Genomic DNA, 21,297 nt, shown 5'->3' on the forward strand with positions numbered 1-21,297 from the left:
AGATATTCGAAGGGAATGCTGCAGCGTCTGGGGCTGGCCGCAATGCTCTATTTTGAAGCAGAGATTCTGATTCTTGACGAACCAACCAGCGGTCTTGATCCAATGGGGAGGAAAGACATTCTCTCCATTCTGCAGTCGTTGACCGACAAGACCATTCTCTTCTCTTCCCACCATATGGATGAAATTCAACAGATCTGCACACATGTGGCATTTCTGGACAATGGAACGGTTCATAAATATTCGGTGGAAGAGTTTCAGAGCAAGCTGCCGAACTTGACTTCAGGAATAGGGGGAGGTGTTGTCTGATGAAGAAGATTGCCGGATTCGTGCTGTTGGCAGGAATTTTGCTGACAGGCTGCGGTTCCGATAATGATTGGGTTGCGAATGTCCAGGCACCTGCACAATATATCGGGGAACAAGAACTTCCGATCACCATCGAAATCAAGGAACAGGGACAACCCGTTACCGGTTTGCAGGTCAAAGCCCAATTTGAAATGAAAAAAATGGATCACGGCAAGGTGGAAGCGATGTTTACCGACGGCGGCAATGGGACATATACAGGGAAAGTCAAGCTTCCCATGGGCGGCGAATGGCTGGTCAACGTAAATATGAGCAATGGCAAACGAACCGAGGAACAAACCCTGCAGTTTAAAACAGAAAGAGTGGAAGCAAAATGATAAGAATAGCCAGTCTGCTGTTTGTCTCTCTCTTGCTGCTGACCGGTTGCGGAGCAAATCAGTCGCCTGACGGTGCAGCGGCCATTTCAGCAACCGTAGCGGCAATCAACGGCGAACCTATTACACAGGAAGACCTGGATTTCTATCAACTGATTAACCGTCTCCAAATCGCCATCAATCTGGAGGCGGAGAAGCAGAAACTGCAAGGAAAGGAACTGGCAGAGGCGATCAAGTATTGGCAGAGCCTGGAGAAAGTCGTTTCAGACCGCAACAATCTGCTGACGCAAATTATCAGGTTGCGGGCAGTATCATTGCTGGCCAAGGAGAAAGGACATACGGCATCCGACTCGGAAGTGGAGAACGAAATGCAAAAGGTGAAAGAGATTTATGCCCAATATCCGGTTGCCACAGATTTGATCAAGCAATACGGGGAAGCCAAATTCTGGTCAAAACAACGTTCCCAGTATCAAATGATCGTATTGTCCAAGAAGGTTCAACAGGATGTGCTCAACACTGTAAAGCAGGCCAACCCGCAGGCGGAAGGCAAAGAAGTCAATGTATTGGCTCAGAAAAAATATGAAGAACTGCTGGTTTCCCAAATGGGAACCTTGAAAATCGAGATTCATGACAAGAAAACCGAATGACTGTGACAAATCTAACAGCAGAAGGAAAATATCCGGTTTATATTGGGAATGTACCCACTGGCTAAATCAATTATGAAATAGAATCTGGCGATGAAAAGGAGCGATTCACATGAACCACAATGAAATCGGGGGCTGCATGGGACACCTGGCGGGGGCGGAAGGGATCACCTTCTGTGCCGCTATCCGGCGATTGTTTGATGAGCATCCTCCGCTGAGACAGCAAATGGATCAGATGGTACTGAAAGCAAAACAGATTACTTCTGGCGTGGAACAAGACCTGGGCGTTGCCATTCGGGAATTGGCCGAAATGGAAAAGAAATTCAAGTCGGAGCTTGAGCCCCATTCGGAAAGGGAAGAAGGCGGTCTGTTTCCTGTTTTGGGACGTCATATCGGAACCCAGTTTGGGCCGATTGCGGTAATGGAGTATGAACATGGCGAGGCCAAGAGAAATCTGGCCTTGTTTGAAGAACGGATGGGTGAGATCGGCCAGAGTCCGGCCAGGGAACAGGTACAGTCCGTAGTTTCGCCTCTGATGACAGCCATCGGAATCTTGCAGGAGCACTTCATGAAAGAAGAAAACGTCCTTTTCCCAATGGCGGAGAAGGTACTGACAGAAGAAGAGAAAGAAGAACTGCTGAAGCTGTTTGACCGCTAAAGAATCTGTTTGACTGTTGTGGATTCGCAGATCCCGGCAGTCTTTTTTTTCTCCAGGTCTTTTCTGGCCGTTTGACAAGTATTCCAGAAATAGAAACAAAGTTATGAACGAATTTTAAAACATAATAACTTGCAAGGGGCAGTGTAAACCGGTCTGGTAAAATATTTGCAGAAGGTTGCAATGTGATCATTATCCTGAAGGAGGGGTACTCATGTTCAAAAAAATACTCCTGGCGGTGGACGGATCGGAAGCATCGCAGAAAGCGGTTAATTGGGCCATTCAAGCCTATCAGGAAATTCCGGACGTTCAAATTACATTGTTGTACGTGCACCAGCCCTATTATCTTCCGGTGGCGGATGCCAATGGATATCTGCCCATCGCGCATGAACCGGCGGATTTGGAAGTGCCGGAGGCAACTCCGGCTTTTGCCGCGTGGAAACAGTTTCCCGATCAACAAAGGGTAACTTATCAGACCCTGCAAGGCAATCCGGCCAATATCATCTGCGAGGAAGCAAAGAATGGACAGTTTGACGCAATTGTCCTGGGAAGCGAGGGACATGGGGTGGTTTCCTCGGTGCTTTTGGGAAGTGTCAGCGCCAAAGTGCTGCATCACGCACCCTGTTCCGTACTGATTGTCCGATAACTCCCCTCAAGAATTTTCAAAAGTAAATTTTCTTTGTTACATTTTGTTCACAAACCGGTTTTGATTGGACTGATTCTACGAATCACTTTTTAAGAAAATGTGAAAAAGCAAACTTATTGTAACTTCCGAAGGCATTTCGGAGGTTTTTTTCTTTGGAATACGGGGGAAAAAGCGAAGATTTGAATCAGGAATTTCCCCCCCAAGAATCAGGGAGTCTCCCGACTTACGGAATCGCTGTCAGCACTTATGATTAAGCCAAGGAATCCGGATTCATTCTTCACTCGGAGAGTACACGTTGTTTCTAAGGGGGAATTGGAATGGCAACAAATTTATCGGCACGATGGGACCCGGAAAACCCCACTTTTTGGGAATCTGAAGGAAAGAAAGTGGCAAACCGCAACTTGTGGATCTCGATTCCGGCATTGCTCCTCTCCTTCGCTGTCTGGCAGATCTGGTCGGTAGTCGCGGTCAACTTGAACAGTATAGGTTTCAAATTCACGCCGGAGCAGTTATTTACTCTTGCCGCGTTGCCCGGACTGACGGGTGCAACACTTCGCATCTTCTATTCGTTTGTAGTTCCGATCTTTGGAGGACGGAACTGGACGGTATTCAGCACAGTCACCCTGCTGCTGCCCACCATCGGGATCGGAATCGCTGTTCAGGATCCGACCACTTCCTTTATGGAAATGGCGATTCTGGCAGCGTTATGCGGATTTGGAGGCGGTAACTTCGCTTCCTCCATGTCCAATATCAGTTTCTTTTTCCCGAAAGCCCGGAAAGGTACGGCCCTTGGCCTGAATGCGGGACTCGGAAATCTTGGGGTCAGCGTTACCCAGTTTCTGGTTCCCATTGTGATCACTGCCGGCATCTTTGGAGCATTGGGAGGGGAACCGCAAGTCATCACCACCGCCGGCTCCACCAAGCAGGTGTGGCTGCAAAACGCTGCTTATGTTTGGGTGATTCCGATTGTGTTGACAACTCTTGCCGCGATGTTAGGGATGAACAACCTTTCAAGCGCCCAAGCTTCCATTAAGGAACAGCTGGTGATTTTCAAACGGAAACACATGTGGATCATGACCTTCCTTTATACCATGTGCTTCGGTTCGTTTATCGGCTATTCGGCGGCATTCCCGCTGTTGACGAAAGCTACATTCCCGGATGTGAATCCGCTCCAGTACGCGTTTCTTGGCCCGCTGGTCGGTGCTTTGATACGTCCTGTCGGAGGTTGGTTGTCTGACAAAGTGGGCGGCGCAAGAGTCACGTTTTGGGACATTATCGTGATGATTGGCGCAACCATCGGGGTTATTTACTACATGAACGCTCACAGTTTCTGGGGATTCTTCACGATGTTCATGATACTGTTCATCACCACTGGTATCGCAAACGGTTCCACCTTCCGGATGATTCCGATTATCTTTGAACCGAAAGAAGCGGCTCCTGTACTGGGCTTTACCTCGGCAATCGCTGCGTACGGCGCATTCTTCATTCCGAAATCTTTCGGTTGGTCGATCGCAAGCACCGGTTCTCCGATGATGGCCTTGTATGCATTCCTTGCATACTACCTGGTCAGTCTGATTTTGACCTGGTACTACTACGCTCGCAAGAATGCCGAAATCAAATGTTAGGAAGTGAATGGCGATGAAACAGAAAACCAGCTTTTTAAAAAGCGGTCACCTGCCGACCCTGCTGTCATCGTTCCTCTACTTCGACATCAGTTTCATGATCTGGGTCATGCTTGGAGCCACATCCACCTTCATTGTGCAGGACTTTAACCTTACACCGGCGCAAAAGGGGCTGATGGTGGGGATTCCGGTTCTCGGGGGTGCGCTGCTGCGCATCCCGATGGGCCTTCTTGCCGATCGTTTCGGCGGCAAACGCATGGGGATAATCGGCATGATCATCACCATGATTCCTTTGCTTTGGGGATGGCTGTACGGCAACAGTTTGAATGAAGTGCACGCATTCGGCTTCCTGCTGGGAGTCGCAGGAGCCAGTTTTGCGGTGGCGCTGCCGCTGGCAAGCCGTTGGTATCCGCCCGAACATCAGGGCTTGGCAATGGGGATTGCCGGAGCGGGAAACAGTGGTACTGTACTGGCTACTTTGTTTGCGCCCAGAATTGCCGAAGTAATCGGCTGGCACGGCGTGTTTGGCCTGGCTCTGATTCCTTTGCTGATCGCTTTTATCGTATTTGCGATTTTTGCCAAGGACTGCCCGACTGCTTCGAAACCGCAAACCGTCAGTCAGTATCTGTCGATTGTCAAGCACAAGGAAACATGGCTGTTCAGTTTCTTCTACAGTCTGACCTTTGGCGGATTCGTGGGCATGACCAGCTATCTGGGCCTCTTCTTTGTCGATCAGTACGGGGTCAGCAAGGTTACCGCCGGAGATTTTGTTACACTGGTGGTATTTGCCGGCAGTTTCGTTCGCCCGATCGGCGGATGGTTGGCTGACCGTATAGGCGGAATGAAAATGCTGATCCGTTTGTTCCTGCTGGCAACCATTGTGCTGGTTCTGGTAGGTACGCTGCCTTCAGTGTATGTGGCCTTAACACTGCTGTTTGTGGCTCTCATGATCTTCGGTCTGTCAAATGGCGCCTTGTTTCAAGTGGTGCCGGTGCGGTTTCCGAAGGAAGTGGGCATTATGACAGGGTTTGTCGGCGCTGCCGGGGGGCTGGGCGGATTCTTTCTGCCGAATATTCTCGGTACTCTGAAAGGACTGACCAATTCCTATTCCTACGGGTTCTGGTGGATTGCAGCAACTTATCTTGTTGCGCTGCTGGTGTTGATTGCATTGAAGCGATCCTGGGCAAAAGAGTCAGTCAATAAAGGAATTCCGGCTGACGCACGCCTGTCAAAATCGGTGTAACGGAAAGCAAATTCAATCCCCGGTGCGTGGCTCCGTCCCGGGGATTCCTGTAAGTGATTCCAAATCAAATTGCGGAGAGTCATTCTTATTTGCAAACCAATTCGATAATCAAATGAATCGAGAATAAGGGAGGAGTGTCGCAGGATGAAGCAAAAATCGATATTCAGTAAACTTCGTTTCTTCCAACCAAACGAACGTTACTCCGGCGGATGGAGCGAAATGTCTCCGGAGAGCCGCGAATGGGAGAAAGTTTACCGCCGTCGCTGGCAGCATGACAAAGTAATCCGGACAACCCACGGGGTCAATTGCACCGGTTCCTGCAGCTGGAAAGTGTTTGTCAAAGACGGAATCATCACATGGGAGAACCAGCAAACCGACTATCCGACCACCGGTCCGGACATGCCGGAATTTGAACCGCGCGGGTGTCCCCGGGGAGCCAGTTTCTCCTGGTATGTATACAGTCCGCTGCGGGTGAAATATCCATATGTTCGCGGAGCGCTTCTCAAACTGTGGCGCGAAGAACTGCAGAAAACCAAAGATCCGGTTCAAGCCTGGAAGAATGTTGTGGAAGATCCGGAGAAATCCAGACAATACAAAGCAGCCCGCGGCAAAGGCGGATTCGTCCGCGCTTCCTGGGATGAAATCAACCGTTTGATTTCTTCTTCCCTGATTTATACGATTCAAAAATATGGTCCCGACCGGGTTGCCGGATTCACTCCAATTCCGGCGATGTCGATGGTCAGCTATGCATCGGGAGCCCGTTTCCTGTCGATGCTGGGTGCTCCCATGCTGAGTTTCTATGATTGGTACGCGGATCTGCCGCCTGCATCCCCGCAGATCTGGGGTGAACAAACGGACGTTCCGGAAAGTTCCGATTGGTACAATTCCGGCTACATCATGATGTGGGGTTCCAACGTTCCGATGACTCGGACCCCGGACGCCCACTTTATGACGGAAGCCCGATATAAAGGCACCAAGGTGGTTGCAGTCAGTCCGGACTATGCGGAAAACGTCAAGTTTGCCGATAACTGGCTGGCGCCCAATCCGGGATCGGACGGCGCTTTGGCACAAGCCATGACGCACGTAATTCTCAAGGAATTTTATGTGAACCGTCAGACCGAGTACTTCAACAGTTATGCAAAACGATACACCGACTTGCCTTACCTGATTACTTTGAAGAAGCAGGGTGACTCTTTCGTATCTGACCGCTTCCTGCTGGCAAGCGATCTGGGATTCCCGTTGAAGAATCCTGAATGGAAGCCGGTTGTATTCGACAACGACACAAAGAAAATCGTTGTTCCAATCGGCAGCATCGGACACCGTTGGGCAGATGCGGGCAAGTGGAATCTGAAACAGGAAGATGAAGCAGGTCATCCATACGATTCGGCAATGACGCTGCTTGGCAACGAAGACGAAATGCTTTCCGTTGACTTCCCTTACTTTGACGAGGGAGACCGAGGCGTGTTCCGCCGTGCCGTTCCCGTCAAGCGGATTGAAGGGGCGGGAGAAACAGTCTATGTTACAACCGTTTTTGATCTGATGCTGGCAAACTACGGGGTCAACCGCGACCTGCCTGGTGATTATCCGATTGATTACAATGATCCGAAACCTTACACACCTGCATGGCAGGAACAGCGTACCGGCGTCAAGCGTGAGCTGGTGATTCAGATTGCAAGAGAGTTTGCACAAAACGCTGTCGACACCAACGGACGCTCGATGATCATCATGGGAGCGGGTATCAACCACTGGTACAACGGCGACACCATCTACCGCGCCATTTTGAACCTGGTGCTTTTGACCGGGGCACAAGGGGTCAATGGAGGCGGTTGGGCCCACTATGTCGGTCAGGAAAAATTACGGCCCATCGAAGGCTGGGGAACGATTGCATTTGGCCGTGACTGGTCAATGCCGCCCCGTTTGCAAAACGCAACTTCCTTCTATTATTTTGCAACTGATCAGTGGCGTTACGATGAACTGCAGATGAACGACCTGGTGTCGGCAACTGCCGGAAAGGCGAAGTACCAGCACTCGGCCGATTACAATGTGTTGGCTGCCCGTCTGGGCTGGCTGCCGTCTTATCCGCAGTTTAACCGCAATTCGATCCAACTTTTTGATGATGCGAAGCAGAAAGGGGCAGCTTCGAACGAAGAAGTGATCAAATACGTTGTGGAAGAACTGAAAAACGGCAATATGAGCTTTGCCGTGGAAGATCCGGACAATCCCGTGAATTTCCCGCGTGCCTTGTTTGTGTGGCGCTCGAACCTGATCTCCAGTTCCGGAAAGGGCCATGAATACTTTCTGAAGCACCTGTTGGGGACTTCAAACGGACTCCTGTCGGAGGAAAGCGTGGTCAACAGACCCCAGGAAGTCAAATGGCACGAGAAAGCGCCGGAAGGAAAGCTGGATCTGCTGGTCAGCCTCGATTTTCGCATGGCAGGTAACGCCCTGCATTCGGATATTGTGCTGCCGGCAGCAACCTGGTACGAGAAGCATGACCTGAGCAGTACCGACATGCACCCGTTTGTGCATCCGCTGAACCCGGCCATCAACCCGCCTTGGGAAGCGAAGTCCGACTGGGATATCTTTAAGGCGTTGGCCAAAACGTTCTCAGACATGGCCAAAATCTACTTGCCGGAGCCAAAGAAGGATGTAGTGGCGGCACCGCTTCTGCATGACTCTCCCGCTGAGCTGGCACAGCCCTTCGGCAAGGTGCTGGATTGGAAGAAGGGCGAGGTGGAGCCGATTCCGGGCAAAACCATGCCAAACCTGGTCGTTGTTGAACGTGACTATACGCAAATCTATGACAAGTTCACGGCACTCGGTCCCTTGCTGGAAACCAACCCGATCGGGGCGCACGGCATCTCCTTCTCTGTGAAGGATCAATACGAGCAATTGAAAAAGATCAACGGCATTGTCGACAAACCGGGTGTGGCACAAGGGCGCCCGAAGCTGGAAACGGATCGTCAGGCATGTGAAACCATCCTTACGCTGTCCAGTGCCACCAACGGCCAAGTAGCGGTAAAGGCGTGGGAAGCGGAAGAAAAGAAAACGGGCATGAAGCTGAAAGACCTGGCGGAAGAAAGGGCTGCCGAACATTTCAAATTTGCGGATATCACCGCACAGCCCAAACAAGTCATTCCAACACCGGTCTTCAGCGGTTCCAACAAAGGCGATCGACGCTACGCTCCGTTTACAACAAGCATTGAGCGGCTGGTTCCCTTCCGGACTCTGACCGGACGGCAACACTTCTATCTTGACCATGAAATCATCCTGGAGTATGGCGAACAATTCCCGACCTATAAGCCGACCTTGCCGAAAATGGTATTCACAGGCAAGGATCATAAGCCAGGCGATGAGGGCAAGGATATTGTATTGCGTTATCTGACTCCGCACGGAAAGTGGAACATTCACAGCACTTATCAGGACAATCTGATGATGTTGACTCTGTTCCGCGGCGGACCGAACGTCTGGATTAACGACAAAGACGCGGCTGCTGCGGGAATCAGGGATAACGACTGGATTGAAGTGTTCAACCGCAACGGGGTTGTGACCGCAAGGGCGGTGGTCAGCCACCGGATGCCAAGGGGTACCGTATACATGTACCATGCACAGGATAAGCACATTAATACTCCTGGTTCACAGATCACCAAGGAACGTGGAGGAACCCACAACAGTCCGACCAGGATTCATTTGAAACCGACCCAAATAATCGGCGGTTACGCACAGCTCAGTTACGGTTTCAACTACTATGGTCCCATCGGCAATCAACGTGACCTGTATGTCGTTGTCAGAAAGATGAAGGAGGTGTCCTGGCTTGAAAATTAAAGCTCATGTCGCAATGGTGATGAACCTGGACAAATGTATCGGATGCCACACCTGCAGCGTGACCTGCAAGAACACCTGGACAAACCGTTCCGGCGCTGAATACATTTGGTTCAACAACGTAGAAACCAAGCCGGGTGTCGGGTACCCGATCGAATGGGAAAACCAGGAAAAACGCAAGGGCGGTTGGGTGCTGAAGAATGGCAAGCTGGAGCTGCGTTCAGGAAGCAAGATCAACAAGCTGGCATTGGCCAAAATTTTCTATAATCCGGACCTTCCGACCATCGACGAGTACTATGAACCCTGGACTTACGATTATGAAACGCTGACCAACAGTCCGCAGAAGAAACACCAGCCGGTTGCCCGTCCGAAATCGCTGATTACAGGCGAATACATGGACATCGAGTGGGGCCCGAACTGGGAAGACGATCTGGCCGGAGCCCACGAAACGGGGCTCCGGGACCCCAACATTACGGCTATGGAAGAACAGGTCCGGATGGAATTTGAAGAAGCGTTCATGATGTATCTGCCGCGGATTTGCGAACATTGTCTGAATCCGTCCTGTGTGGCGTCCTGTCCATCAGGAGCTATGTACAAACGGGATGAAGACGGCATTGTGCTGGTGGACCAGGAAGCTTGCCGCGGCTGGCGTTACTGTATGTCCGGATGCCCCTACAAGAAAGTGTATTTCAACTGGCAAACGCAAAAAGCGGAGAAGTGCACCTTCTGTTTCCCGCGGATTGAAGCAGGACTCCCGACCGTGTGTTCCGAGACCTGCACGGGACGTATCCGTTACATCGGGGTTCTGTTGTATGACGCAGACCGGGTGGAGGAAGTGGCTTCCACACCGAACGCCAAAGATCTGTACAAGGCGCAACTGAGCCTGTTCCTGGATCCCAATGACCCCAAAATCATCGAACAGGCAAAGAAGGACGGCATCTCCGACGATTGGTTGGAAGCGGCCCGCAAGTCGCCGGTTTATAAGCTTGCTATTGAATACGGTGTGGCACTGCCGCTCCATCCGGAATACCGTACACTGCCGATGGTCTGGTATGTTCCGCCGTTGAGCCCGATCATGAATGTGTTTGAAGGACAAGGTGCCGCTATCGACCCGAAACTGCTTTTCCCGGCCATTGAGGAAATGAGAATTCCCGTTCAATACCTGGCGAACCTCCTCACTGCGGGTGACGCTGACGTGATTACCCTGGTGTTGAATCGAATGGTTGCGATGCGCCATCACATGCGGGCCGTCAATCTCGGGAAGGAAACAGACCTTGACATGATCAATCAGGTCCGGCTTACGCCCAAAGCGGTGGAAGAAATGTACCGGTTGCTCGCGATTGCCAAATATGAAGACCGCTTCGTAATCCCGACAGCGCACAAAGAGCACTATATGAACCTGTACAGCGAACAAGGGGCTGCGGGATACGACTTCGCGGGATGTGATTCTTGCACGGTGGGAGGTTATGAGGGTGACAACGTTTACTTCTACCCCACATTCAGTGACAGAGATCGACGTTAACCGACTGACATTCCAACTGGTTTCTCTCTTGCTGCAGTATCCGGATGAAGAGTGGCTTCATCCGGAAGAACTTCGGGAGTTGGCCTGTCAGGTGGAGAATCGGCCGGCAGCCGAACTGATCAACCGGTTTGTCTCATATCTGGAAACGGAAGACCTGAATGACTTTACCGAGAAGTATGTGAACACTTTTGATTTCAACCCCAAGACCAATCTTTACTTGACGTACTCCGCTTCAGGCGAAGAGCGGGAACGTGGAGAGGTTCTGGTGCGGATCAAGGAATTTTACAAAGAAGCGGGTTTTGAAGTGTCTGCCGAAGAATTGCCGGACTATTTGCCGATGATTCTTGAATTTGCTTCGGTTGCTCCCATGGAGCCAACACTTAAGGCACTTAAGGATTTTCGCCAGGCCATTCAGAACCTCCAAGCAGAACTTGACAAATCGGGCAGCCCTTACGCCTGGCTTATCCAGGCATGCCTGCTCGAAGCTGATCGGCTGGATCAATTAGGGGGGTGTCAACAATGAGCGCCTTGGACCAATTTTTATGGGTGATCTACCCTTACATGATGTTGACGATTTTTGTGGTTGGCCATATTTATCGTTACAAGACGGACCAACTTGCGTGGACTGCCAAATCCAGTGAGTTTCTTGAGAAGAAAAGCCTGAAATGGGGAAGCATGCTGTTCCATATCGGGATTTTCCTGGTATTCCTCGGACATGTGGCAGGTTTGCTTGTCCCGAAGGCCGTGACAGAAGCATTTGGAATCTCGGAGCGCCTTTATCATCTGGGAGCTGTTTATGGAGGGACTTTAGCCGGCCTTATGACCGTGGCGGGAATCTCCATCCTTCTGTTCCGCCGTGTCACCAACAAGCGGGTTCGCATTACAAGCAGCACAAGTGACATGCTGGTGGCAATCCTGTTGTTTGCAGTTATTGGAATGGGCTTGTTGGCGACTGTCGGTCATAACATGCTGAGCAGTTACGACTATCGGGTAACCATCTCTCCGTGGGTCAGAGGCATTCTGACTTTCACTCCGGATGCGTCCCTGATGACCGGTGTTCCTATATTCTTTAAATTGCATGTCCTGTTGGCATTTGCCATCTTCGGGGTCTGGCCGTTTACCCGCTTGGTGCACGTCTGGAGTGTTCCGCTGGCCTACTTCCGGCGAAGTTACATCCTTTACAGAAGCCGCAATACTCACGCATAATCGACTCGTATCCCGTGAATCCCCGGTTTCCGGCAACCGGGGATTTTATATCTTCTTGGGGCAAATTAAAAAATCGGGGATTTCAGAGAACGACTTCAGGGAATTCCCCGATAACATGATTCCCGCATTGGAAGTAGACTAGAGTTAGCAATTTTTAGACTGCACATTCTATGGGGTTTGGAGGCATGAACCATGGGCAGCCTGCAAGGAGATATAGAGGCAAGTCTCAGTGAATTGAGGCGTCTGACAGCCACTGACTTCGCTGCTCTGGCCTGGGCAGACGACAAGGACCAAGCGATTCGCTGGAAATATGCTTCCGGTAGCCGGAATGAAAGATACAAACGGATTGTGCTGCGTTTGGGAAAAGGCATAGCCGGAAAGGTTCTGCGATCCGGTCGCCCGATGATCATGGAATCGTTCTCTCCGCAAAGCGGCGACGATCCCCGTGAGTATCCCATTCTGCTGGCGGAGAACCTGAAATCGATTGTTAGCGTGCCGGTTGTCACCAATGACAGGATTAAGGGAGTACTGCTGGTTGGGTGCAGACATACAAGGGGATTTGACGAGGAAACCGTTGAACTGGTCAGCGTCGTGGCCGAGCAGCTTGGCACAATGATTCAGCAGAGAGGAGGCAACAACAATGGGACCGTTCGAACAATCGCCTTTTATAGTGATTTGGGAGATCACAAGGGCATGTGAATTGGCTTGTTTGCACTGTCGGGCAGAAGCCCAGCCGAACCCCGATCCCCGACAGCTGACAACGGAAGAAGGGTTTCGGTTGTTGGATCAGATTAGGGAATTTGGGGATCCGGTAGTTGTCTTCACCGGAGGGGATCCTTTGATGCGTCCGGATTTGTTTGAGCTGATCAAGTATGGCGTGGGGAAAGGGCTGAAGATGTCGATGACACCCAGCGCAACGCCCCATGTAACAAAAGAGGCGATGCGCAAAGCAAAAGAAGCCGGACTCTCCCGCTGGGCATTTTCGATCGACGGGTCCAATGCGGAAATCCATGACGCTTTCCGGGGAGTGGCAGGATCTTTTGACCTGACCATGCGATCCATTGAATATTTGCATGAGTTGGGATTGCCGATTCAGATCAACACCACCGTAAGCCGCTACAATCTGAACGACCTGGACAATTTGGCAGCTCTGATGAAGGAACTGAAGTGTGTTTTGTGGAGCGTATTTTTCCTGGTTCCGACCGGGCGCGGCAAAACCAATGATATGATCACGCCGGAAGAACATGAACAGGTGTTCAATTGGCTGTATGATCTGTCCAAAACTGCACCGTTCGATATTAAGACGACAGCCGCCCAGCACTATCGCCGTGTGGTCATGCAGCGCCGCAAAGCGGAAGGGGAAACAATCTCCCGTATGAATCTGCTGGGCGTGCAGCGCAACAACGGGGAGACGGATGACGGAATTGGCCGGCCGATGTTTGGGGTCAATGACGGAAACGGATTCGTATTCATCTCTCATCTGGGCGATGTGCAGCCAAGCGGATTCTTGCCGGTGGTCGCCGGCAATGTCCGTGAGCGGTCCCTGGTGAATATTTACAGGAACTCGCCAATTTTCCAGTCCTTGCGAAACCCTGACAATTACAAAGGAAAATGCGGGGTTTGTCCGTTCCGGAACGTATGCGGCGGTTCGCGTGCAAGAGCCTATGCCGTAACGGGCGACTATCTGGAAAGCGAGCCATACTGCACCTTTATCCCTCCGAATTATAAGAAAGCCATAAGTTAAGTTTCTTTAAGCGGTCATTTCGGCTATAATAGAAGTAGTATAGACTAGAGGGGAAGTTGCCAATGGCTTGGTTAGGGAATCTGGGCACGGCCGATAAGTCCACCTCGGTGCTTGAATCAATATTCACCAATGTGACGGATGCCATTTTAATCATAGATGAGCAAGGGTTCGTTGCAGGGGCCAACCCTGCGGCCGAAAGAATGACCGGTTGGAGTGCGGAAGAACTGATTGGGAAGATTCATTTCTGCGATATCTGCAGGGGAATGGCGAATTGCGTCGAAGAAGCGTCCTGCGTGGATTGTTTCGCCAAGCGGTTGAGTATGCCCTCCTTTGAGATGAAACTCAAAACGAAAGATGGCAACGAATATGCCGTTGCAGCCAGTTCCACACGATTGATCGACCAGGATGTCAAATACCTGGTCGTCATTCTGCGTGATATGTCCGAACAACACCGGATGGAGCGGGAACGCATCCAGAGAATGATGACCAATTATGTCATCCAGGCACAGGAAGAGGAACGCAAGCGGGTCTCGCGCGACCTGCACGATGGCGTAGGACAGGCATTGTACAGCATCCTGGTAGGACTGAAAGTTGTTAACCAGTTGCAATTGGACGATAATATCCGGAATCATCTCGAAGATGTCCAGCAAATGACAACCCGGGCGTTGGAAGAAGTGAAAAGCCTGGCAGTGGAGTTGAGACCGTCAGCGCTTGACGATCTGGGTCTGGTGCCTGCCATTCGTTCCTACAACAAACGCTATGAACAGACTTTCGGGATTGAAACCGAGCTTGAAATTGTCGGCAACAAACGCCGGTATGCGCCGGTTGTGGAAACGGCCTTGTATCGAATCTGCCAGGAGGCCATGACCAACTCCGCCAAATATGCGGATTGCGATAAAATCATGGTCCGGCTGGTCGATTCCGGCGACATGGTGGAACTGTATGTCGAGGATGACGGAAGAGGGTTTGACACCGACCAGATTCGCATACAAGGTACAGGCCTTGGGCTGTACGGCATGAAAGAGCGCGCCAATCTCCTTGGCGGCACGGTTGAAATCAAGTCTGCACCCGGTGAAGGAACTGTGGTTCATGTAATGATTCCATTAACTGACAGGGGGGAGCCTTTGCATGTCGATCCGGGTACTTATAGCCGATGATCACGCGATAGTTCGGTCAGGGCTCTCCATGTTGATTAATGCCCAAAGCGACATGGAAGTTATTGATACTGCCGCTGACGGGAAGGAAGCGGTGGAGAAGGCTTTGCAATACAGGCCGGATGTCGTGCTGATGGACTTGAGCATGCCACCCGGCGAGAACGGGTTGTCTGCCACCGGGCGTTTGAAGGAAGCCGCTCCGGAAATCGATATTTTGATATTAACCATGCATGATGATGAGGAATATCTCTTCCGGGTGCTTCAGGCGGGGGCTTCGGGCTATATATTGAAAAGCGCGCCGGATATGGACCTTCTGACAGCCATCCGTACTGTCAAGTCCGGTGCTGCTTATCTGCATCCTTCCGCTACGAAGTCCCTGATTCAGGAGTTTCTGCAGCGTGTGCAGAAAGGTGAGGAAATTGACAACTACAATGTACTCACGGAACGGGAACAAGAAATTCTGGCGCTGATAGCCAAAGGATATTCCAATAAGGAAATTGCCGAGCAGCTGGTGGTCTCCGTCAAGACGATTGAGACCCACAAAACCAAGATCATGGAAAAGCTGCATTTGAAGACCCGGCCCGAGTTGGTTCGGTATGCGCTCAAAAAAGGCTTGCTTGATTTTGATTGATTGTATTTTTGCACAAATGCTGAACACTCCCTGTCTTATGGCAGGGAGTGTTTTTGCGTAAAAAAAGAGGAACAGGCTAAACCTGTCCCTGCTCCTATCCGGAGCGGAGGTTTTTATTTCCATTGGGGTGCCGGCGGCTGCCGACTGATGGAAACGGAGAGGTTACTTTTACTATTACAGAAGATTGAGGCATTGACAATTTCGTTTGTAAGAAAACCTGACATTATTGACATGGAAACTGGCCCAACCTTGCAATTCAAGCGTTTCGTGTAAAAAAATATAACATAAACTTCTTGCCATCATGTAAGTTTCTCTGTATAATAACTATAAAGTAAATACAGCACATTCCGTCCGGCAATGACAATGTGGTCTTGCCGGACTGTGGCAAAGAAGCCCTGTATAACCGCAAGCGCCTGATTGTTTCGGGATTCGTCCGGATGATCAAGTGTGCGACCCGGCACAGGGCTTTCGTCATTTCAACAGACAAGCGCCGGCAAGCAGAGTTTGAGTCGATATGGAGGTCCGGGGGATGGAGAAGCTTCTCTATGAGTATCAGTCGAGAATAGATCACGCCAATAGCGAAACGGGTGTCAGCAGCCATTGCTGCTTTTGCAGCATGCAATGCGCGATTGAACTCCGGGTTGAAACGGCCAGTTCAAGGATTTCCGGGATTCAGCCGATCAAGGATTTTCCCGTTGCTTCGGGAAAAGCTTGTCCAAAAGGGATTGTAGCACATGAGCATGCCCGTCACAGGGAAAGGCTGACCATGCCCCTGCTTCGAAAAGGCGGAGAACTGACGATGGTGTCTTGGGAGGAGGCGTTGTCCGCAGTTGCGGATCGAATCCGAACCATCCAACAGCGGTATGGTTCGGATGCATTTGCCGTATTCGGCGGAGGATCGCTGACCAACGAGAAAGCGTACCTGCTGGGCAAGTTTGCCCGTGTGGCGCTCCGTACCAAAAACATTGACTACAACGGACGTTACTGCATGTCCTCCGCAGCAACGGCGATGAATAAAGTATTTGGGGTGGACCGGGGAATGACTGTGCCTCTAAGCGACATTCCTCTGGCAAAGCTGATCCTTATCGTCGGCGCAAACATTGCGGATTGCCAGCCGACGATGCTGCCATATCTTCGCCAGGCCCAGAAAAATGGCGCCAAGATTGTGGTGGTGGATCCGCGCAAGACCACAACTGCCAAAATGGCGGATCTTCATGTCGCGATCAAACCCGGAACCGACTCCGCCCTCATGAATGGCATTCTGCATGTGATGGTGGAGGAAGATTTAATCGACTCTTCTTTTATTGCTGAGCGCACCGTCGGTTTTGAAGAGGTGGCGGATGCGGTCCGCTCCTACACACCTGCCAAAACAGCCCAGTTAACGGATGTTCCGGCGGAGGACATCGTGCAGATTGCCCGTTGGTATGGGACAGCTGAAACGGCTCTTTTGCTGACCGCCCGCGGAATCGAACAGCAAGCCCGGGGTGTCAACAATGTCATCAGCTGCCTGAATCTGGTGCTTGCATCCGGCAAGATCGGCAAACCCGGCTGCGGATATGGTGCCGTAACCGGACAGGGGAACGGGCAAGGCGGCAGGGAACACGGTCAGAAGGCGGATCAACTGCCGGGATACCGTTTGATCGAGAATCCGGAAGATCGCGCCTATATTGCATCCGTTTGGGGGATTGACGAATGCGAACTTCCGGGAAAGGGAAAGTCTGCCTATGAGCTGTTTGAGGACATGGCAAAAGGCGAGATCAAAGGTTTGTTTGTCCTCGCTTCCAATCCCGTTACATCCAGTCCGAACAGCAGTTTCGTGAAAAAAGCGGTGGCAGGACTCGACACATTGGTCGTGGTTGACCTGTTCCTGACGGAGACGGCCAAGATGGCCGACATCGTTCTGCCTGGTTCTGCATGGACGGAAGACGAAGGAACCATGACCAATCTGGAGGGGCGTGTGATAGTGCGCAGGGCGGCCCAGAAGCCTCCCGGTCAGGCCCGGCTGGATTGGCGGATTCTGGCCGATTTGGCGAAGCTGCTCGGGAAAGAGCGGTTCTTCTCTTATGATTCGACCGAGGATATATTTGAGGAACTGCGCTTGGCAAGTGCCGGGGGCAAAGCGGATTATTCCGGCATCACCTATTCGAAGATTGAACAGCAAAGAGGTGTGTTCTGGCCCTGTCCGAGCGACGACCATCCGGGAACGGAACGGATGTTTACGGAACGGTTTGCCCATTCTCACGGAAAGGCGGTTTTTTATCCGGTTCAATTTGAGCCTCCCAAAGAGATGCCGGATGAAGAATATCCTTATACCCTTACCACAGGCCGTTTAATGATTCATTATCTGACCGGAGTTCAGACGCGGCGAACCGTATTGCTCAATTCCAGGCAACCGGCCCCTTATGTTGAAATGCATCCACAAACGGCAGCCGCCAGTCAGGTTGAGGACGGCGAACGGGTCGAACTGGTTACGCGAAGAGGCAGTGCGAAATTCAAAGTGAAAGTCACGACGGCCATCCGGCCTGATACCCTGTTTGTCCCCATGCACTGGGAAGAAGAGCAGTCGGTCAATCTTTTAACTCTGGCGGAATTGGATCCCGAATCGAGAATGCCCGAGTTCAAACTGTGTGCCGTATCCATAAAAAAAATCAATAGCAAAGCGGAAGGGGAGAGAACACATGAACTTGAGAAAATTGGTCTTGGTCGGTAACGGAATGGCTGGTGTCCGTTGTATCGAGGAAATTCTGAAACTCGCTCCGAACCGGTTCGAGATTGCCATTTTCGGCAGCGAGCCGCATCCGAACTATAACCGGATTTTGCTTTCCTCCGTCCTTGCCGGTGACGCAGACATTCGGGACATCGTCTTAAACGACTGGAACTGGTATGAGCAGAATGGAATCAAACTGCACACCGGGCAGACAGTAACAAAGATCGACACGGAAAAACATCTGGTTTATACGGATGGCGGAATTGTCGAATCCTATGACGACCTGATTCTGGCGACAGGCTCCCTTCCTTTCATGCTGTCGCTCCCGGGGGCGGACAAAGAGGGTGTCATTGCATTCCGGGACATCAAGGACTGTGAGACAATGATCGAAGCCTCCAGGAAATACAAAAAAGCGATTGTCATCGGCGGTGGACTCCTCGGACTGGAAGCAGCGAGAGGCCTGCTCAATCTTTCTATGGAAGTAAGCGTAGTTCATATTTTCGACAATCTGATGGAACGTCAGTTGGATCCTGTTGCTTCCAAGATGCTGCAGCGGGAGTTGGAAGCACAAGGGATGCGTTTCTTGATGGAAAAGCATTCGGAGGAGATACTCGGGGACAGACGGGTAACAGGGCTGCGGTTTAAAGACGGTACAGTCGAAGAAGCCGATTTGATTATAATGGCGGTTGGGATCAAGCCCAATGTCGCATTGGCGAAAGAAAACGGGATCGAGGTGAACCGCGGTATTGTGGTGAACGATTTCCTGGAAACCAGCGTCCCGAACGTTTACGCGGTCGGAGAATGTGCCGAACACCGGGGCATGGTCTACGGTTTGGTGGCACCCCTTTTTGAACAGGGACAAGTGCTGGCCAAGCGGATCTGCAAGAGGGAAACGGATCCTTATGAAGGTTCCATTGTATACACGAAGTTAAAAGTTTCCGGGGTGGATGTATTCTCCGCCGGAGAATTCATGGATAGCCCCGATACAAGAGCCATCCGTGTCCATGATGAGTTTGCCGGAATCTACAAGAAAATATTGGTCAGGGACAATAAGGTTGTCGGTGCGGTATTGTTCGGCGACACAAGCGACAGTACCCGCATTTTGCAAATGATGAAAAACGAAACGAACGTGATGGAGATCAAGCGGGTTTCGGTTCTGGAGAACCCGGATTCCGCAGGTGTTTCCGGTATGGCAGCAGTTGCGGCTATGTCGGATGAAGAGATCATTTGCGGGTGCAACGGAGTGTCGAAAGGCACGATCGTGCAAGCGATTCAAGAAAAAGGGCTTTGCTCTGTTGAGGATATTAAGGGGTGTACCGGAGCTTCCCGATCCTGCGGAGGTTGCAAGCAGCTGGTGGCGCAAGTTCTGGAAAGCGTACTTGGAGACAAAGCTCAGATTGCCGCCCAGAAAGAGCCGATTTGCTCCTGCACGTCCCTCAGTCGGGAGGAAGTACTTGCGGAGATCAAGGAGAAACATCTCACCACCGTCAAGGAAGTTATGTATGTATTGGGATGGAATCAGGAGGAAGGATGCTCGAAATGCCGCCCCGCGCTCAACTATTACTTGAACATGTTGTGGCCCGAGGAGCATGAAGATGAGCGTGCCTCCCGCTTTGTCAACGAACGGCTGCATGCCAACATCCAGAAAGATGGCACATATTCTGTCGTTCCCCGCATGTATGGCGGAGTCACCTCACCGTCCGAACTGAAGCGTATTGCCGAAGTGGCGGAGAAATATCAAGTGCCGATGGTGAAAGTTACAGGCGGACAGCGTATCGATTTGTTGGGGGTAAAAAAGGAAGATCTGCCGAAGATTTGGGCCGAATTGGATATGCCTTCCGGATTTGCATATGGCAAGGCACTGCGTACTGTTAAAACATGCGTGGGAAGTGACTTCTGCCGCTTCGGAACCCAGAACTCGATTCAAATGGGGATTGACATCGAGAAGAAGTTCGAACGGATTAACACTCCCGCGAAATTCAAGATGGCTGTCTCCGGCTGCCCGCGCAACTGTGCGGAATCAGGCATCAAAGACCTTGGTGTGGTAGGAATTGACGGGGGCTGGGAGATTTATGTCGGCGGAAACGGCGGGGTACATTTGCGTGCTGGCGATTTGCTCTGCAAAGTGAAGACCGAAGAAGAAGTAATGGAATGGACAGGGGCGTTCATGCAGTATTACCGGGAGAATGCGAACTATGGGGAGCGTACGTCCTATTGGGTAGAACGCGTAGGATTGGCCAACATCCAAAAGGTGCTGGAAGATCCGGAAACTCGCCGCCAGTTGAACGAACGGATCGACGTGGCACTTTCAGTGCTTAAGGATCCGTGGAAAGAAATTGTTCAGAATGAAGAAGTCAGAGCGGTATATGAAGAACTGCCTGTACTTGCATAAGGGAGGGAAACCGTGATGAAGAGTTTGGAAGCTGTTAAGGTGGAAGTGGCCAAATTGGAGGATCTTCCTTTCCAAACGGGAAGGGTCGTTAAATTAAACGGACGGGAAATTGCGGTTTTTCGTCTGAGCAGCGGGGAGGTGCGCGCGGTTGAGAACCGCTGCCCCCACAAAGGGGGACCGTTGGCGGAAGGAATCGTATCCGGAAATTATGTGTTTTGTCCGATGCATGATTGGAAAATCAATCTGGCAGACGGCAAGGTGCAGGCGCCTGACGACGGTTGTGTCATCACCTATGAGGTGGACGTGAAGGAGGGAAAGGTGTATATCAGTATGTAGGGATGACTGTTCGTTACAGCCTCCCGTCAATTGAAGGAAGGACGGGATACCATGCAGGAATACATCAAAGAAGTGGGAAGAGGCAAGAAAGGGGCAAAAGATCTCTCATACGAGGCTGCCAAGGAAGCGGCTGAGCGCATCCTGGACGGGGAGGCAACCGATGCCCAGATCGGGGCCTTCCTGATAGCCGAACGTCTTAAGGGAGAAACAACGGAGGAACTGCTTGCCTTCGTGGATGCATTAAGAGTTCGCGCAACAAAAATCAGCCATCACAAGACCGGAGTTCTGGATTGCGCCGG

18 protein-coding genes and 1 pseudogene are annotated in these 21,297 nt (G+C 51.3%); all 19 read left to right on the plus strand.

Going from position 1 to position 21,297, the window contains the following annotated elements; translation table 11 throughout:
• On the plus strand, positions 1-306 hold a 306-nt coding region (locus tag EFBL_RS21455; RefSeq protein WP_369690109.1), incomplete at its 5' end, for an AAA family ATPase.
• The gene (locus tag EFBL_RS16235; RefSeq protein WP_096183146.1) at positions 306-677 is read left to right on the plus strand and encodes a FixH family protein; all 372 of its coding nucleotides are present in this window, start codon (positions 306-308) and stop codon (positions 675-677) included. The genes EFBL_RS21455 and EFBL_RS16235, both read left to right, overlap by 1 nt.
• Positions 674-1,321 carry a hypothetical protein gene (locus tag EFBL_RS16240; RefSeq protein WP_096183148.1) on the plus strand — a complete coding sequence of 216 codons (648 nt, stop codon included), beginning with the start codon at positions 674-676 and terminating at the stop codon, positions 1,319-1,321. The genes EFBL_RS16235 and EFBL_RS16240 overlap by 4 nt, the downstream gene beginning before the upstream one ends.
• Positions 1,322-1,430: 109 nt before the next feature.
• Positions 1,431-1,976: a hemerythrin domain-containing protein gene (locus EFBL_RS16245; RefSeq protein ID WP_231705838.1), complete on the plus strand. Its 546-nt coding sequence runs from the start codon at positions 1,431-1,433 to the stop codon at positions 1,974-1,976.
• A 211-nt stretch (positions 1,977-2,187) separates the two neighbouring features.
• The gene (locus EFBL_RS16250) at positions 2,188-2,619 is read left to right on the plus strand and encodes a universal stress protein (RefSeq protein ID WP_096183150.1); all 432 of its coding nucleotides are present in this window, start codon (positions 2,188-2,190) and stop codon (positions 2,617-2,619) included.
• Between the two features lie 317 nt (positions 2,620-2,936).
• A complete protein-coding gene (locus tag EFBL_RS16255; protein ID WP_096183152.1) occupies positions 2,937-4,244 on the plus strand; it encodes a NarK family nitrate/nitrite MFS transporter in 1,308 nt (435 codons plus the stop codon).
• A 13-nt stretch (positions 4,245-4,257) separates the two neighbouring features.
• Entirely contained in the window at positions 4,258-5,484 is a 1,227-nt protein-coding gene (locus EFBL_RS16260) for a nitrate/nitrite transporter (protein ID WP_424955029.1), read from the plus strand.
• A gap of 144 nt (positions 5,485-5,628) precedes the next feature.
• The gene (locus EFBL_RS16265) at positions 5,629-9,309 is read left to right on the plus strand and encodes a nitrate reductase subunit alpha (protein WP_096183156.1); all 3,681 of its coding nucleotides are present in this window, start codon (positions 5,629-5,631) and stop codon (positions 9,307-9,309) included.
• The gene (gene narH / locus EFBL_RS16270; protein WP_096183157.1) at positions 9,299-10,828 is read left to right on the plus strand and encodes a nitrate reductase subunit beta; all 1,530 of its coding nucleotides are present in this window, start codon (positions 9,299-9,301) and stop codon (positions 10,826-10,828) included. The genes EFBL_RS16265 and narH overlap by 11 nt, the downstream gene beginning before the upstream one ends.
• On the plus strand, positions 10,779-11,351 hold the full coding sequence (narJ, locus tag EFBL_RS16275; protein ID WP_165912469.1) for a nitrate reductase molybdenum cofactor assembly chaperone: 573 nt from the start codon (positions 10,779-10,781) through the stop codon (positions 11,349-11,351). Before narH ends, narJ begins: the two co-directional genes overlap by 50 nt.
• Positions 11,348-12,034, plus strand: coding sequence for a respiratory nitrate reductase subunit gamma (gene narI / locus EFBL_RS16280; RefSeq protein ID WP_096183159.1), 687 nt, complete (start codon positions 11,348-11,350; stop codon positions 12,032-12,034). Before narJ ends, narI begins: the two co-directional genes overlap by 4 nt.
• Before the next feature lie 192 nt (positions 12,035-12,226).
• Positions 12,227-12,733: a GAF domain-containing protein gene (locus EFBL_RS16285; RefSeq protein WP_096183161.1), complete on the plus strand. Its 507-nt coding sequence runs from the start codon at positions 12,227-12,229 to the stop codon at positions 12,731-12,733.
• Entirely contained in the window at positions 12,675-13,778 is a 1,104-nt protein-coding gene (locus EFBL_RS16290) for a TIGR04053 family radical SAM/SPASM domain-containing protein (protein ID WP_096183162.1), read from the plus strand. The genes EFBL_RS16285 and EFBL_RS16290 overlap by 59 nt, the downstream gene beginning before the upstream one ends.
• Positions 13,779-13,840: 62 nt before the next feature.
• Positions 13,841-14,935 carry a PAS domain-containing sensor histidine kinase gene (locus EFBL_RS16295; protein WP_096183164.1) on the plus strand — a complete coding sequence of 365 codons (1,095 nt, stop codon included), beginning with the start codon at positions 13,841-13,843 and terminating at the stop codon, positions 14,933-14,935.
• Positions 14,907-15,563 (plus strand): response regulator, encoded by a 657-nt coding sequence (locus tag EFBL_RS16300; protein WP_096183166.1) that lies wholly within the window; start codon positions 14,907-14,909, stop codon positions 15,561-15,563. Before EFBL_RS16295 ends, EFBL_RS16300 begins: the two co-directional genes overlap by 29 nt.
• Before the next feature lie 529 nt (positions 15,564-16,092).
• Positions 16,093-18,273 (plus strand): molybdopterin oxidoreductase family protein, encoded by a 2,181-nt coding sequence (locus EFBL_RS16305; protein ID WP_096183168.1) that lies wholly within the window; start codon positions 16,093-16,095, stop codon positions 18,271-18,273.
• Positions 18,242-20,662 carry a nitrite reductase large subunit NirB gene (gene nirB / locus EFBL_RS16310; RefSeq protein ID WP_096183170.1) on the plus strand — a complete coding sequence of 807 codons (2,421 nt, stop codon included), beginning with the start codon at positions 18,242-18,244 and terminating at the stop codon, positions 20,660-20,662. The genes EFBL_RS16305 and nirB overlap by 32 nt, the downstream gene beginning before the upstream one ends.
• Before the next feature lie 15 nt (positions 20,663-20,677).
• Complete coding sequence (nirD, locus tag EFBL_RS16315) at positions 20,678-20,998, plus strand: nitrite reductase small subunit NirD (protein ID WP_424955028.1); 321 nt, start codon at positions 20,678-20,680, stop codon at positions 20,996-20,998.
• 51 nt (positions 20,999-21,049) lie between these two features.
• Positions 21,050-21,297: pseudogene (locus EFBL_RS20700) on the plus strand (anthranilate phosphoribosyltransferase); the annotation flags it as partial.

This window comes from Effusibacillus lacus (assembly GCF_002335525.1).
Classification (GTDB): Bacteria; Bacillota; Bacilli; order Tumebacillales; family Effusibacillaceae; genus Effusibacillus; species Effusibacillus lacus.

Bases quoted from the DNA above. Each gene is read 5' to 3' on its own strand.
- EFBL_RS16235 (WP_096183146.1), top strand. From the start codon at position 306: ATGAAGAAGATTGCCGGATTCGTGCTGTTGGCAGGAATTTTGCTGACA.
- EFBL_RS16240 (WP_096183148.1), top strand. From the start codon at position 674: ATGATAAGAATAGCCAGTCTGCTGTTTGTCTCTCTCTTGCTGCTGACC.
- EFBL_RS16245 (WP_231705838.1), top strand. From the start codon at position 1,431: ATGAACCACAATGAAATCGGGGGCTGCATGGGACACCTGGCGGGGGCG.
- EFBL_RS16250 (WP_096183150.1), top strand. From the start codon at position 2,188: ATGTTCAAAAAAATACTCCTGGCGGTGGACGGATCGGAAGCATCGCAG.
- EFBL_RS16255 (WP_096183152.1), top strand. From the start codon at position 2,937: ATGGCAACAAATTTATCGGCACGATGGGACCCGGAAAACCCCACTTTT.
- EFBL_RS16260 (WP_424955029.1), top strand. From the start codon at position 4,258: ATGAAACAGAAAACCAGCTTTTTAAAAAGCGGTCACCTGCCGACCCTG.
- EFBL_RS16265 (WP_096183156.1), top strand. From the start codon at position 5,629: ATGAAGCAAAAATCGATATTCAGTAAACTTCGTTTCTTCCAACCAAAC.
- narI (WP_096183159.1), top strand. From the start codon at position 11,348: ATGAGCGCCTTGGACCAATTTTTATGGGTGATCTACCCTTACATGATG.
- EFBL_RS16285 (WP_096183161.1), top strand. From the start codon at position 12,227: ATGGGCAGCCTGCAAGGAGATATAGAGGCAAGTCTCAGTGAATTGAGG.
- EFBL_RS16290 (WP_096183162.1), top strand. From the start codon at position 12,675: ATGGGACCGTTCGAACAATCGCCTTTTATAGTGATTTGGGAGATCACA.
- EFBL_RS16295 (WP_096183164.1), top strand. From the start codon at position 13,841: ATGGCTTGGTTAGGGAATCTGGGCACGGCCGATAAGTCCACCTCGGTG.
- EFBL_RS16300 (WP_096183166.1), top strand. From the start codon at position 14,907: ATGTCGATCCGGGTACTTATAGCCGATGATCACGCGATAGTTCGGTCA.
- EFBL_RS16305 (WP_096183168.1), top strand. From the start codon at position 16,093: ATGGAGAAGCTTCTCTATGAGTATCAGTCGAGAATAGATCACGCCAAT.
- nirB (WP_096183170.1), top strand. From the start codon at position 18,242: ATGAACTTGAGAAAATTGGTCTTGGTCGGTAACGGAATGGCTGGTGTC.
- nirD (WP_424955028.1), top strand. From the start codon at position 20,678: ATGAAGAGTTTGGAAGCTGTTAAGGTGGAAGTGGCCAAATTGGAGGAT.